Source organism: Treponema denticola (assembly GCF_024400535.1).
GTDB classification, from domain to species: domain Bacteria; phylum Spirochaetota; class Spirochaetia; order Treponematales; family Treponemataceae; genus Treponema_B; species Treponema_B denticola_C.
This window is the reverse complement of sequence record NZ_CP038800.1, coordinates 1,152,358-1,165,859: the sequence shown is the minus strand read 5'-3', so window position 1 is coordinate 1,165,859 and position 13,502 is coordinate 1,152,358. Positions and strand designations below refer to the sequence as shown.

At 35.5% G+C, this 13,502-nt stretch carries 12 protein-coding genes; 1 reads left to right on the top strand and 11 read right to left on the bottom strand.

Annotated elements, in window-relative coordinates; all coding sequences use genetic code 11:
* Nucleotides 1–6 precede the first annotated feature (6 nt).
* The 6 genes from E4N78_RS05290 to E4N78_RS05265 are packed head-to-tail and all read right to left on the bottom strand — an operon-like array spanning nt 7 to nt 5,855.
* The gene (locus E4N78_RS05290; RefSeq protein ID WP_255811995.1) at nt 7–1,440 is read right to left on the bottom strand and encodes a hypothetical protein; all 1,434 of its coding nucleotides are present in this window, start codon (nt 1,438–1,440) and stop codon (nt 7–9) included.
* Nucleotides 1,389–2,003: a tetratricopeptide repeat protein gene (locus E4N78_RS05285; protein ID WP_255811994.1), complete on the bottom strand. Its 615-nt coding sequence runs from the start codon at nt 2,001–2,003 to the stop codon at nt 1,389–1,391. The genes E4N78_RS05290 and E4N78_RS05285 overlap by 52 nt, the downstream gene beginning before the upstream one ends.
* Nucleotides 1,987–2,949 (bottom strand): vWA domain-containing protein, encoded by a 963-nt coding sequence (locus E4N78_RS05280; protein WP_255811993.1) that lies wholly within the window; start codon nt 2,947–2,949, stop codon nt 1,987–1,989. The genes E4N78_RS05285 and E4N78_RS05280 overlap by 17 nt, the downstream gene beginning before the upstream one ends.
* Nucleotides 2,946–3,944 (bottom strand): VWA domain-containing protein, encoded by a 999-nt coding sequence (locus E4N78_RS05275; RefSeq protein ID WP_255811992.1) that lies wholly within the window; start codon nt 3,942–3,944, stop codon nt 2,946–2,948. The genes E4N78_RS05280 and E4N78_RS05275 overlap by 4 nt, the downstream gene beginning before the upstream one ends.
* Nucleotides 3,931–4,926 (bottom strand): hypothetical protein, encoded by a 996-nt coding sequence (locus tag E4N78_RS05270; RefSeq protein ID WP_255811991.1) that lies wholly within the window; start codon nt 4,924–4,926, stop codon nt 3,931–3,933. Before E4N78_RS05270 ends, E4N78_RS05275 begins: the two co-directional genes overlap by 14 nt.
* The gene (locus tag E4N78_RS05265) at nt 4,911–5,855 is read right to left on the bottom strand and encodes a DUF58 domain-containing protein (protein ID WP_255811990.1); all 945 of its coding nucleotides are present in this window, start codon (nt 5,853–5,855) and stop codon (nt 4,911–4,913) included. Before E4N78_RS05265 ends, E4N78_RS05270 begins: the two co-directional genes overlap by 16 nt.
* 122 nt (nt 5,856–5,977) lie before the next feature.
* Here E4N78_RS05265 and E4N78_RS05260 point away from each other — a divergent pair, with 122 nt between their 5' ends.
* Nucleotides 5,978–6,934: a tetratricopeptide repeat protein gene (locus E4N78_RS05260; RefSeq protein WP_255811989.1), complete on the top strand. Its 957-nt coding sequence runs from the start codon at nt 5,978–5,980 to the stop codon at nt 6,932–6,934.
* Here E4N78_RS05260 and E4N78_RS05255 read toward each other — a convergent pair.
* The 5 genes from E4N78_RS05255 to E4N78_RS05235 form a co-directional block, all read right to left on the bottom strand.
* Nucleotides 6,911–8,887: a tetratricopeptide repeat protein gene (locus E4N78_RS05255; RefSeq protein ID WP_255811988.1), complete on the bottom strand. Its 1,977-nt coding sequence runs from the start codon at nt 8,885–8,887 to the stop codon at nt 6,911–6,913. The genes E4N78_RS05260 and E4N78_RS05255 overlap by 24 nt on opposite strands.
* Nucleotides 8,888–8,986: 99 nt before the next feature.
* Entirely contained in the window at nt 8,987–9,763 is a 777-nt protein-coding gene (locus tag E4N78_RS05250) for a hemolysin family protein (RefSeq protein ID WP_255811987.1), read from the bottom strand.
* A 1-nt stretch (nt 9,764) separates the two neighbouring features.
* Complete coding sequence (gene ybeY, locus E4N78_RS05245; RefSeq protein ID WP_255811986.1) at nt 9,765–10,232, bottom strand: rRNA maturation RNase YbeY; 468 nt, start codon at nt 10,230–10,232, stop codon at nt 9,765–9,767.
* The gene (locus tag E4N78_RS05240; RefSeq protein ID WP_255811985.1) at nt 10,225–12,477 is read right to left on the bottom strand and encodes an HD family phosphohydrolase; all 2,253 of its coding nucleotides are present in this window, start codon (nt 12,475–12,477) and stop codon (nt 10,225–10,227) included. Before E4N78_RS05240 ends, ybeY begins: the two co-directional genes overlap by 8 nt.
* A complete protein-coding gene (locus E4N78_RS05235; RefSeq protein ID WP_255811984.1) occupies nt 12,464–13,405 on the bottom strand; it encodes a PhoH family protein in 942 nt (313 codons plus the stop codon). The genes E4N78_RS05240 and E4N78_RS05235 overlap by 14 nt, the downstream gene beginning before the upstream one ends.
* Nucleotides 13,406–13,502: the final 97 nt, after the last annotated feature.

Genomic DNA, 13,502 nt, shown 5'->3' with positions numbered 1-13,502 from the left:
AGTCTCCTAATCGCTTATAATAAATTCGCTCTTTTTTTGCCATCCGCCCGTACCGTCATTCTTTTCAACAAAAAACCAATCTTTTGTCCTTTGCTTTATAATAAGGGTTTCACCTATTTGTAAAGAACTTACGATAGTCCCGCTTTTTTCAGGAATATGATAAACAACCGAGGCTTCATAATGGTTAGTAGGTATATAAACGGCTCTTTTATACCTGCCTGAGTAAAAAAATAAAATCAAACTAAGGACAGAGACCGCAATAAGCCCCCCTGCAAAAAACATAATCAGTAATATATTTTTTCTTTTATAAAAAACTATAAAATATACAGTCCCCAAAACAAGTATAAAAAATAAAACATATAATATTTTTTTTAATATTGAAGAGTGAACAGGAAATGTCTTTGAAAGGCCTAAACTTTTTTCATATTCAAGCCTTAGGCGTTTTATCTCTCCCGGGAAAAGCCGATTAGCTTCCTTTGAACGAAGCTCTGCTATCTGTAAAGCTTTTTCAGTTCTTTTTTCAAAGTCAGCCAAAATGTCTATTGAAGATTTTTGCATGGTAAGGTCTTTTTGAGACTGTAAAGCCGGTATTAAACTTGCATACGCCTCTTTTTCTTCCGGAGTTTCTTCTAAGCCTATAGCTTTGCCCTTATATACAAATACTTTTTTTTCGCTCATGTAAATTTTATGTATGTTTTTTTCGGAAGAGGAAATACTTATTTGAGGAACAGGAAGACTTCTTTCTCCCGCTTCAAGAGGAGTCCAGAAAAAAGAAGCTACGGCTCTCCATCCTGTTTCTGCCGGCTCATAAGTCTTTAAATCAATATTTTTAGCCGTTTCTAATATAGAATGTTCAGGAGCTTGACAATTAATCTCCAAACCGGATGTTTTACCGGAAGGCTGAAAATAGTCATAAAAAAGACCGGTAAGCACAATCAAATATTTTTCGCCCTGTATAATTTTATCTACAGAAGAATAATTACCGGCATCCAATATTTTCCATTTAAACAGAGTCTCAGTAGAAAGAGCCGGCGGCTCAACATGAATAGAAAAAGATTTAAGTTTTGTCTGGTGGTTTCCTGAAGATAAATATGGAATAAGCTCAAAGTAACCGATTTTTTTTAGCTTATATTTATTTGTGATCAAAACGCCTCCGTATAAAGAGCTGATACTTGAATCTACGAACTCAAGAACTTCTTCATCATCAAGAATAATCAGCCGCGGTGTATCGGATGACCTATAAGAGTATAATGACGATTCATCGAGTTTTATTTTAACCTCAAAAAATGAATCTATAAACAGCGGTCCTGAAGAAAAAGACATTTCGATATCATCTTCAATTTTTGCATAAATAAAAAAGAAATTAAAAAATAACAAAAAATATAAAATCAATAATCGAATGCCGGCGAGATTTTGTTTTCTTGATTCTTGTTGCGCCATTGCTCCTTCTCCTTTTTCCGTATTAAATTTAAAATAGCCCGATCGGAGGGATCATCTTCTTCATGCTCTGAAACCCCTGAATTTTCAGTACTTTGAGGTTTATCTTTTGGTTTTTTTAAATAACGCATACTGAGCTCAAAATTGATTTTAGCATCTATACTGTCAGGTTCGAGCTCAAGAGATTTTTTAAAAAGCATTACGGCATTTAAATAATCTTGGTTTTTAAAAGCAATAATTCCTTTTTGATAATAAATATTCGAATCTAATTGTTTATCCGATCCAAGCCGTATTCCATCAAAACGAGAAAGAGCAGAAACATCTTCATTTTGCATAAGATAAACAGAACCTATTGCAAAGTCTGCATACATTTTTATCTCTTCATCTTTAGTTCCTTGAGTTAAATCAATACAAGTAAAAAATTTTGAAGAGGCCTTGTTCCAATCATTTTGTTTCCATGCAATATATCCTGAAAGAAAATTAAGTTTAACATTGTCATTTTTTGTACAAGAAGATACAAAAAAAATAAAAAGCATAACACCGATTATTTTAGTTATTTTTGCCATAAAATGATAAACCGCCTAAGCATAAAAAAATAAAAGCTATAAAAAGCATTTCAAAATTCCTTTTTACCGGCTCTTGAATATACACCATTTTTTCGATACCGTCTGTCCCTGAACCTATCAACTTTACAATTTTTTCTATCGAGCCTGCGCTCAGGGCCTGAACATACATACTTTCACCGCCTGCTATTTGAATTACTTTTTTTAAATAATCTTCTTCAAGCCTTGAATCTTGCAGGCTTGAATTTCCATTTTCATCCAGAACATTGACCTTGCCTCCTTCTGAAGTTCCAAATCCCGCAATTATAAAAACAGCATCCGTCTTTTTAATTATTTCTGCAGCATGCAAAAGAGAACCTGAGGTCTCTCCGCCGTCAGTACATAAAATAATTATCTTTGAATTTCCTCTGTTCTCCCCAAAAGAATCCAAAGCGCGTAAAACTCCGGCTTCAAGGTTTGTACCGGAAGAAGAAAGCATCAATGGTGATAAGGCATCTATAGCTGAATATAAAGCATGTTTTTCAAAGCTTAAAGGAACGGATAAAACACCAACCCCCTTTGTTAGGACAAGTCCATAGGACTGCCTATCATGTCCCAGTTTTTCAAGCAATATCCGTAAAAACTGCTTTTGAACTGCAAGGCGGCTCGGTTTTATATCTGAAACCTTCATGCTTTTTGAAACATCAGCCACAAACATAACCGAAACGCCTCTACGCCTAACCGAAATAGGCTTAGAGCCCCAAAGAGGGCAAGCTAAACCTAAAATCAAAAACAACCAAGCAAAGGAAAAAAGGAGAGCACGCCGTTTCGCTTTTTTGATGATGTTTTTTGTATTTTCTAAATATAAATATGTTTTTTTTATCTTTCGGATATTTAGAAAAAAAACAACCGTTACAGGTATTAACAATAAAATAAAAAATAAATAAACAGGGTGTTCAAAAGAAATCATAAAGAAACCCTCATAAAAATTCTCCGTATAATCCATGTAAGAACAAAACAAAATATTGAGGCCGCTAAAAAATAAATGTATAAGTTTTCTTCGCTTATTTGAGTAAAATTGGATTGGGCGGCAGGAACCTGTTTTGAGATAGTACTAAATACGCTTTCAAGTAATTCAGGGGAAGAAGCGGATGCGTACTTGCCGTTTCCATACTGAGCAATTTTCTTTAATTCAAATTCATTGAATTTTGAAATAACGGAACCCGAATAAGTTTTGCCCGTTTGTTTATCGGTATATTCCAATGTAGTGTACCCGGAACTTCCTATTCCGATAATGTAAAAAGCTATACCCTTTTTTATTAAGGACTCGGCCGCAGTTTTCGGATTTATTTCACCCGTATTGTTTTCTCCATCGGTAAGCAAAATAATGTAAGAAGAATTTGTCTTAGCCTTTGCCATATAAGCTGAAGAAATGGCCAGCCCCATTCCAATTGCAGTTCCATCCCCTAATTCTCCAACCGTTAAAGAGTTAAGACGGGATAAAAAAACTTTATGATCGATTGTAGGAGGAACAATTAAGGCAGCTGAACTTGCTAAGGCCGTTAAGCCGAAAGAATCTCCGGGATATTTTGAAACGAATTTTCTTATAATTTTTTTTGCGCTTTCGATTCTAGGCTCTCCATTCATATCCTTTGCAGCCATCGAGGGACTTATATCTATTAAAAACATAATAGAACTTCCGGAATCGGTATAAACCTGTTTTGTTTTAAAGCTGATTGGGTCTGCTAAAGCTATTATTAAAAGAATAATCCCGGAATACCAAGTAAAATAACATAAGAAGTTTCCAAACTCCATGAGAGTATTTTTTTTAGGTAATAATCCGTTAAAATTAATCAGATTTAATTCCAATCTTGGGATAGATATAAAACCGCTTTTTTTTAATATAAAGAAAGCGGGAAATAGTAAAAACAACAAAAATAAAAGGGGATGATTAAAGCTTATCATTCGGTACCTCTTCTTTTTCTGTTTGTATTTTTAATTCTTTTTTTTGTTTTGTGTCCAACTTTTTTTTAATTTCAGACTCGGCAATTTTTATAAGTTTAAAGGCTTCACTTAAAAAGCTCATTCCTTCCATCTCAAAATTTACTTTTTTTAGATCGGCATTACCGAAGCGGAATGTTTGAAGCCTAAAAAAAAGCTTTTCAAATTCAAAGTATGCACCATAAGTATTTTTGAATTCATTTTTAAGACCGTTTAATATTTCAGAATAAGTAAGACTTTCTCCTTCGTTAAATTTAAACCGGTTTGACCTATCGGAAAGCCGGTTCTGCGATAAGTCAGGACGGCTTTCAGATGAAATTAAACTAAAACAATATTTTCTAAATGCAAACTCAAAATTTTTTAGCCAATTTTTTTGTTTTACAATTACTTCTTCTCCTTCAAGGGATGAAATTGAATCTATCTGCTTTTTTAATTTCTTTAAAGATTTATTCAAAGCTCTGATTCTGATCCTTTGAGCCCTCGAAAAAGAATATGAAAAAAAATGTTTTTTAATTGCAGAAAAAACTATTACTGCTGAAAATATCATAACAGTACTTACCGAAGCTATGATATAAAGTAAGTAACTAGTCCCGGGAATTAAAATCGGAGGACGGGGAGGCTGTAACACTTCTACATTTGAGCTTTCCAATATCGAATAAATAAAAACTTGAGGCAATAAATCTTGAATTCCCGCTTCATTCAATGAGGGAAAAGAAATAGAACCGGTCTCCCAAGGTATAAAATTTATAGAAAGATATTCTTTTTTTTCCTGTTTTTTAATTTGAATAGAAGTTACTTCCATAAAAGAATTCTGCTTTATACTGTTTATCCTAAAAGAGCCGGACTCAAGGATATAAGGCTCAAAAGAATTGAGAGCAGAAAGAGGAAGTAAAAATTCGGCAGTATCTCCGACAAATACTTGCTGCGGAATTAAAATGCCTTCCATACATCAGCTCCCAACCGCCCTATGGTATTTTTTAAAATACGCCGGTTACTTTGTTTGGACAAAAAAAAGTTCCCCAATACTTTTACAGCATCATCAGTAACATTGAGTAAAACAGGATTTGCTAGAGAATGTGCACAAGTGTTCTCCCATCTCAGCACATCTTCAGTAAAATTTTTTTTATATTCCATCTGAAAAAGTTTTGAGCTTGTAGGCAAAATCATTTTAAAATTAGTCTCAGGGTCTTTAAACTGAATTGAGCCTGCGGCAGGTAAAAAAGAATCGATAGAACCGTTTATTTTTACACATACGACATCGTGTTTTGCAGCCAAAAGCCCCAAAGGTTTTTCATAGCCTTCAACCTTAAAATCCGAGATTATAATAACCAAGGAACGGGAGCGGAGAATCTTTGAAGCAGCCCTTATAGAAGATGCAAGACGGGTTCCCCTTACATGTTTTCGGTTTTTGCAAAAGGCAAAATCTTCCATAGATTTTAATATGGTCAAAATATGCTCTTCTCCCGTTCTAGGAATAAACAAGGGACCTTTTTCGCCGTCAAAAAACAAGGCTCCTACAGGAGAAAAAATATTCGCACCTGCAAAGGCCAATAGAGCTGCGGCTTCTACCGCCTTTTCCTTAGGCTTTATCCTATCAAGGCCCGGTTCCATCGAAAGGGAAAAATCTACGCAGATAAAAATACTTAAATCTCTTTCCTCATGGTACATCTTAACATAGGTCTTCCCGCTTCTGGCCGTTAAATTCCAGTCTATAGAGCGTACATCGTCTCCGGTTTCATATTCCCGTACCGAATCGAATTCAATTCCCTGCCCGCGAAAAGCTGAGCTGAAGCCGCCTGAGCGTAAGCCTTCGGAAATAGAAAGAGAAGAAATTTTAAGCTGCTTTGCCCTCTCGGCAATAAAACCGGTTTTCATAAAGCTTTATTTTATTACGAAAATCAGTTTTATTCAAGATATGCAAAACGGCAGACCAAATACTCAAATGAAAGAATATCAGGCTCTTGATTTTTTTTAAAAAAAGGCCGAAAATATAGGATATGAAGAAAGGGTTTATTATATTTTTATTTATTTTAGGTCTTAAATGTTTTACTGAAGAAGAACTAATTCAGGTAACTCCGGATAAAACCGGATCTGATAAGATAGAATCGCTAAATGAAGTCCCAATTCAAGAAATAGAAGACAATTTCTCTTTTATCTCCTTTTCGGTTCTTGTAAGGGAAAAATCGGTCATGCTGGACTGGAAGGCAAAACCTGAGGGGAAAAATTTAATACTATACCGCTCGACAAGCAGTTTTTCTTCACTAGCCTCTCTTGCAGAGGCTGTTCCAATTGCAAATATTACCGATGACGGTCTCCCTTTTTTTGACTACCCTATCCCCGGAATTCCTTATTACTACGCAATTGCAGAAGAAAATGAAATAGCCTCAGGAAAAATTAAATTCATAAATGGAGTAAATACTATTAATAGTCCGGTAGAAATTTTCGGTTCGACCGGTGAACCTCAAAAGATACACAGCTCGGCTCAAAACCGGCCCATACCTCTGCCCTTTTTAAATCTTGAAAAACAAGTAAAACGAAGAGAAGCATACTTTTCATCTCAAACAGAAACGATTATAAACGCTCTAACAGCCGAAAAAAGGGACTATAGAGAATTCGTTCTTTCATCTCAAAGAATAAGCCCATACATATTCCCTGATGACAAAAAAAATCCTGACGGCGGGGAAAGCATGGAACTGCAGCGAATCCTAAAAGATTTTTTTTATACAAAAAACTGGCAAAAATGCAAAAATGAATTGGATGCTTTTTTAAGAATACGAAGAACATCCCGTATTTCGGCCAGAACTCATTTTTATATAGGTCAAACTCTTTTTTTCCAAAACATGTATGATAAGGCCCTCTTGGAATTTCTTATTGCTCAAGATATGTATCCTACTCAAGCAAATGAATGGGCTCATCACTGTCTGTTGGAACTAGCGAATTCGTCTAAGAAGTAAAAGTAAAAGCGAATTTTTTTGGCGGTAATCTACATAATCATCGCTTTGTTTTCCTTCTTTATCTTCTCTTAAAAGAATAATGGAATCTCCGACATTCATTCTGTCATAGTAGCCGTTTCTCTTTAAAATTCCTTCAGATAAATTTTCTTCAGACTTTGAAGGCTCAAAATATCCCAATAAGTCTGAAGGGTCAAAGACCATGCCCAGCCCTTCTTTTTCGATAATCAAGCGGCCCTTGCGTATAACGGCAATTTTTAAATCCTTAAAATCAGAATCATGTTTCCCTATGTCGATAACGGCCTCATTTTGATAGCGGTTTATGAGCTTACCTACGATGGGCATCGCCTCATTGAGCATTGAAGAAAGCCGTCTTATACCGTTTGAAAATCTATCATTTCCTGAGCGGTAAACGGTAAATGTTTTTGCAGGCGAACCTGTGCGTGAAACATATAACTCCAATATAATTTGAATATCCCTTTGATTTTCCTTTAAGCGTATAATACCGAAATAGTCTTCATTTTCAGTCCGTGACTTTTTTGCAGCCTCTCGATAGGATACAGGCTTATCCGAATAGGAAGTTATTTTGATTCCGGGATTATATGAAAAAATATCCGAGGTAAGAATTTGAGTAATCCGCTCGGCTTCAGGATGCAAGACATTCGTACTTTCCATAGAATAAAATAAACCTATGGAGATATGCCCCTTATCTAAATAAAGAGGATCTATACGCCACTTAGCCTGAATTGAGCTTAAAAGGTGTTTTTCATAAGCTTCGACGGCATCATTTACCCTGTTATTGCTTTTAACGATAGATTGAATAAAGAGCATCTGTTCCAAATACCGTTCAGGATAGTTTAAGCGAAGTAAAATAGAAGCATAAGATTCCCGGCTTTCAACATCATAAGGATATATTTTTAAAGTCCGTCTATACTCATAAAGAGCTTGTTCCGTCATATTCCGTCTGGCAAAACCTAGAGCTTTTTCAGCATGATATTTTGAAAGCTCCATTCGGAATGAGTCTTCAAAATTAAGATTTTCAATAGCAATTTCTTCCAATAAGCAGCGCATTATTTCATCATCCGCATCCAAAGAAAGACCTACCTTGGCGGAAGTTATCGCTTCCATATATCTATTAAGCCGTCTCAAACTCAATGTTTTTAAATACCATGCGTCAGAGCGGTCTCTTTTTTTTGATATTCTCATATCGGAAATTTTTATTACTTCTTCATATCTTTTTTGAGCATAAAAAATTGAAGCTAATAGAGCATAAGCATCATCATAATCAGGTTTAAGTTTAACAGCGGAGTAGATACGGCCCTCAGCTTCTTCAAGATTACCTTTAAGAGCATATAAATAGGCGGCAAAATAATGAACTTGAGGATTATCTCCATGATATTTTAAGGCCCGCTTTATATATTCTTCTGCTTGAGAAATATTTCCTGCCTCGTAGCTTACCAGGGCTAAAGAAACAAGAGCTTTGCGGTTTTCCCCTTGACGCTGAAGATTTTGCTTGTAAATTTCCGAAGCCGTATAAAATCTTCCTTGAGCAATTTCTATTTCAGCCAAACCGAAACGGGCTTCGGAGTTATTGGGATATTTTTGTAAAACTTCAGTAAAAAGCTTTTTAGCTTCTTCAATCTTTCCAAGGCCGATTAGGATAAAACCATGAAGGTTTTTTAAATCGGGAGCATCCTTTTTATATTTTCTTGCGGTTTCTACAAAGGACAAAGCTTGGTCATACTCATCTAATGCATAAAAGCACTCGGCCAATCCCTGATATACCAGATTGTATGAAGGATTTTCTTTTAATGCTGATTGATACATCTCAATAGCAGCATACCAATCTTCATTAGCTTGATATTCGGAAGCTTTTTGATATAAATCGGCAGAATCTGAAAATAAAGCATATGATAATAAAGCAATAAATAAAAATCCGGAAAAAAGCTTTTTCATTTATTCCCCTCCCGTAAAAAGAATAAGCCTATCATATCATATTATCGGTATTGTTGCAATAAACTTATACCGGTGATATTGTTCAGTCCATTATTACTACTAGTTCTCAAAAGAGTTTTTATTTTTAACAATCTTAACAGTCTTAACCTTGTGTCCGTCCATATCCTGTACGATAAAATCAAAATCTTTCCATTCAATCTTTTCGTATTTTGCAGGTATTTTTCCGAACAAATCAAATACAAATCCGCCCAATGTTTCAAACTCGTCTACGGGGAGGTCATCTGTTTTAATAGTTTCGGCTAGGTCATCCAAATCGACACGGGCATCGCAAAGCCAGACACCCGAGGCTATTTCGGTAATATCCTCACCCTCATTGTCAAATTCATCCTGTATATCGCCTACAATTTCTTCAATAATGTCTTCCATACAAACAATACCTGAAACACCCCCATATTCATCAACTGCAACAGCTATATGAATATGCCTCCTTTTAAATTCAGCTAAAAGAGCATCGATGCGTTTGGATTCGGGAACGAAAAATGCACGCCGTACAATTTTGTCAAGTTCAATTTTTTGGTTCTTTGTTAAATTTTTAATGATATCTTTTACATATAGAATCCCGATAACATTGTCGATAGATTCATCATAAACCGGAAATCGGGAGTGGCCGCTTTCAGATATCCTATCCAAGATTTCATCGTTAGGCGTGTCAAGAGCTAAAAAATCTACATCAATACGCGGAATCATAACTTCTTTAACTGCCGTATCGGATAAGTCTACAACACCTCTTATCATATCCCGCTTTTCGTCATTTAAGCCTTCTTTTAAAATATTGTTTACATTTTGCTTCTTTTTAAATAAATCTATAATACTCATACTATCCTCGATAAATAACCGTATTTTTATATTTTGAAAGCAATTCTTCTTGAAATTTCAGCATTTTCTGCTCAGGAGAATTATCGGAATGATCCATTCCGCTCAAATGCAAGACGCCATGGACGATGAGTCTTTTTAACTCATCATTGATTTCTACATTAAATTCTTTTGCATTAAAGAGGAGGCTGTCAATACTTATGACTATATCTCCTGCCATAAAACGTTTTTCATCCGTCTCATCAAAATACTCATCTCCTTGTTCAAAAGAAAGCACATCTGTCGGAGAATCAATATCACGATACCGTTTATTTAGGCTTTGAATAAAATCATCGCCGCAAAAAAACAAAGAGACATCCCAGTTTTTGTGTTTTAGGTCTTTTAAAACCTCTGATACAAAATTTTCAACCTGTGCCGGGTCAATAGACCCGGGAGGTTCATCACTAAATGATACACTAATAGAATTAGACATTATTATTTTCCTTTTGAGGCTTTGCCCCTTCATCATCATCTATATTTTTTTGATTAGGATATTCAATTCTAGAATGATAATATCCTGCTAAAATTTTTACAAAGGCGGCTTTTATTATACTTACTTCTTTAAAAGTAAGTTCAGAGTTATCAAGCTGGCCTGACTTTATCTTCCCCGAAACAAGTTCATCTATAAATTTTTCCAAACGGGGAACCGAAGGTTTTTCGAGAGTACGGCAGGCAGCTTCAACTATATCAGCCAGCATTACAACAGCCGATTCCTTTGAGCGCGGAGGTATTCCGGGATAACAAAAATCTTCTATATCCACATTCGGATCAAGTTCTTTTGCTTTTGCATAAAAATAGGATATGCAGCTGTTCCCATGATGTTCGGCTATTATATCTATCACAGCCTGAGGCAAGTGTAATTGTTTTGCTTTTTCAATACCTATTTTCACATGGCTTCTTATTACCGTAGCTGAAAGGCGGGGATTTATGTCCATGTGTTTATTATAATTTGTTTGGTTTTCTACAAAATATTCGCCCTGCTCCATTTTTCCTATATCGTGATAATAAGCTCCTACACGGGCCAAAATTGAGTTAGCCCCTATTTCACGGCAAGCACTTTCAGCCAAGGAAGCAACCATCATCGAATGGTTATAGGTTCCCGCAACGGTTATAAGCATTTTTTTCATAATAGGAGAATTAAGGTCGGATAATTCCCTCAATCTAAAATTAGTCGGCACATTCATCAATGTTTCTAAAATAGGCAAAAAACCTAAAACAAGAATTCCGCTTATAAAACCGTTTGCCGCCGAGCCTAGCAAAAGAATTGATTTATCTCCTGCCGAATCCGGATAAATCAAAAGCATACAAAGAGAAATTAAAGGCTGAACCAATATTAAACTTGAAGCGGTTTTTATAAGGTCCATCCTTCTTCCCGTAATATTAACCAATCCTGCACCCGCTAAGCCTGAAAGAAAGGCAAAAAACGCAGGCTGAATTTTAAACCCATCAGCTCCAAAAATAGCCAAACTAAGCACAAAAACCGTAGAAACTGCAATTTTGGGGGATACTAAGGAGGCTATGAGCATAGTAAAGAAAGTTACCGGCAATATTGGAATAATATCCAATGGATATGAAAATATCGGAAGCCCTGACAAAAATAATATCAATACATAGACTATATCAAAAGAAGCTAAAATAAGCAAATTAAACTTACAGTCCAAAGATTGTCCGATAATTTTTTTTGAAAATAAAAAAAGACTGACCCCCAAAGATAAAGTTAAAAAAACTATAGCTGCGGCAAGTTGACTAAAATCTATATATCTCCCTTCGCCTGCATAAGCTGAGAGCCTTGTATAGGCATCCTCGGTAATTATAAAACCGCGTTTTAAAATTTTTTGGTTTTTACCTATATTTATTTTTACCGGCTGAACCTTTTTTAAGGCTTCATCCACTCTTTTTTCAGTTTCCTCGGCATCAAATAAAATATTAGCTTGCACAAATGGAGACATAAGAGTTAAAATATTCGTTTCAATATTCGACTTTTTTACATCGGCAAGTAAATTTTTAATTTGAGGTTTAATATTATCAATCATAACCAGATCGGCAAGTAATATATTTTTATATGACAGCTTTTGGCTTTGATTTGTCCCCAAAGTTATTTCAGCATCATTTAGGTATTCAAGGCCTGTAAGAGGAAGCTCTATAATACCCACATCTAAAAGCTGCTTTAATATATTCAATGCAAGTGAATTTATCTCATCAAAATCTTTTGAATTATAAATGATTTCTAAATCATATTCTGCAAACAATACAGGGTACTTTTCCATAACCAAAAATTTAAAAGCCGTAAAATTTTTTGCAGAATCCTTTACGCTTATTATATAACTTGCAAATTCCGAATATTCTCTTATAATCTTTTCTGAAATAGAATTATCCTTGTAAAATACAGCCCGCACCGAATGCTTGGCTGCCGTTTTTCGTATTTCGGTTGCCTTATCATCTATAACCTCAATATTCCGGTTTGCTATCACATCCCTGTCGGCTACCATTCCTACTTCAAAATCCGAAATACTTAATTTGGAAAAACCTGAATTTTCATAAAAATTAATGTAAATCAATACCGATAAAACAATAAAACTGACTAAAACCGAAATGACGAGAGTTTTATTCCGTTTAAAAATAAGAGATGTAGATAACCATAGTTCTTTTAATTTAGTTTCTTTTTTATTCTTTGTCATAGGCTGTAATTATTTTTTGAACAAGAGAATGACGGACAACATCTTCAGGAGAAAACCGTACAATACCGATTCCTCGAATTTTTGATAGAAGATTTGCCGCATGAACAAGCCCGGAATTCTTTGCCGAACTTATATCGGATTGGCTTGGATCTCCGGTAACAACCAGCTTTGAACCCTCCCCCATTCTTGTCAAAAACATTTTCATTTGCTCCCTGGTAGTATTTTGAGCTTCATCCAATATTACAACGGCATTATGAAGAGTCCTGCCCCTCATATAGGCCAAAGGAGCAACTTCTATCATATTAGATTCCTCCATCTGGCGTATCAGCTCAAAAGGCATTAAAATTTCTATAGAATCATAAAGAGGCCGTAAATAAGGCGTTATCTTTTGTACAAGGTCGCCGGGTAAAAAACCTAAACTTTCTCCGGCTTCTACTACGGGTCTTGTTAAAACAATCTTGCGTACCTGCCGCGACATCAGCATTTGCAAGGCACAAGCTACGGCCAGATAGGTTTTTCCCGTACCTGCCGCTCCAAGGCCGAAACTTATATCATTTGTCCTAATAGATCGGATAAATTCCAACTGGTGGGTATTTTGAGGATATACGGAGCGAATTCCCCTGGGAATATGGATACACCCTGAGGCGAAATCGGTTTCATCCGAAGCATTTATAGTAGAAATAAGAGACTCTATATATTCCGATGAATTCTTCGATTTGATTTCAGAAGAATTTAAAGCCCTGTCGACTACATGCTGAAATTTTTTACAAACCTCATCATCAGCGCTTAGAACACTCACCTCATTACCCCTGCAAACTACAGGAACACCGAGATAATGCTCAAGAAAAGTCAGATTCCTATCATTAGCACCGCAAAGAGCGGAAAGAACTTGGTCATCTTTTAATACAATAGTATACGCGTCTTCCAAATATCAACCTCTAATACGCCTATTTTAAATGTAAAAAAGCTGTTCCGTCAAGGGCTTTAGGGTGTATTTAAGTATTTTTTTATGCAATTTAGGCCTT

What these genes read in the sequence shown, in the direction of transcription:
- E4N78_RS05290 (WP_255811995.1), bottom strand. Translation starts at nt 1,440, where the DNA reads ATGGCGCAACAAGAATCAAGAAAACAAAATCTCGCCGGCATTCGATTA.
- E4N78_RS05285 (WP_255811994.1), bottom strand. Translation starts at nt 2,003, where the DNA reads ATGGCAAAAATAACTAAAATAATCGGTGTTATGCTTTTTATTTTTTTT.
- E4N78_RS05280 (WP_255811993.1), bottom strand. Translation starts at nt 2,949, where the DNA reads ATGATTTCTTTTGAACACCCTGTTTATTTATTTTTTATTTTATTGTTA.
- E4N78_RS05275 (WP_255811992.1), bottom strand. Translation starts at nt 3,944, where the DNA reads ATGATAAGCTTTAATCATCCCCTTTTATTTTTGTTGTTTTTACTATTT.
- E4N78_RS05270 (WP_255811991.1), bottom strand. Translation starts at nt 4,926, where the DNA reads ATGGAAGGCATTTTAATTCCGCAGCAAGTATTTGTCGGAGATACTGCC.
- E4N78_RS05265 (WP_255811990.1), bottom strand. Translation starts at nt 5,855, where the DNA reads ATGAAAACCGGTTTTATTGCCGAGAGGGCAAAGCAGCTTAAAATTTCT.
- E4N78_RS05260 (WP_255811989.1), top strand. Translation starts at nt 5,978, where the DNA reads ATGAAGAAAGGGTTTATTATATTTTTATTTATTTTAGGTCTTAAATGT.
- E4N78_RS05255 (WP_255811988.1), bottom strand. Translation starts at nt 8,887, where the DNA reads ATGAAAAAGCTTTTTTCCGGATTTTTATTTATTGCTTTATTATCATAT.
- E4N78_RS05250 (WP_255811987.1), bottom strand. Translation starts at nt 9,763, where the DNA reads ATGAGTATTATAGATTTATTTAAAAAGAAGCAAAATGTAAACAATATT.
- ybeY (WP_255811986.1), bottom strand. Translation starts at nt 10,232, where the DNA reads ATGTCTAATTCTATTAGTGTATCATTTAGTGATGAACCTCCCGGGTCT.
- E4N78_RS05240 (WP_255811985.1), bottom strand. Translation starts at nt 12,477, where the DNA reads ATGACAAAGAATAAAAAAGAAACTAAATTAAAAGAACTATGGTTATCT.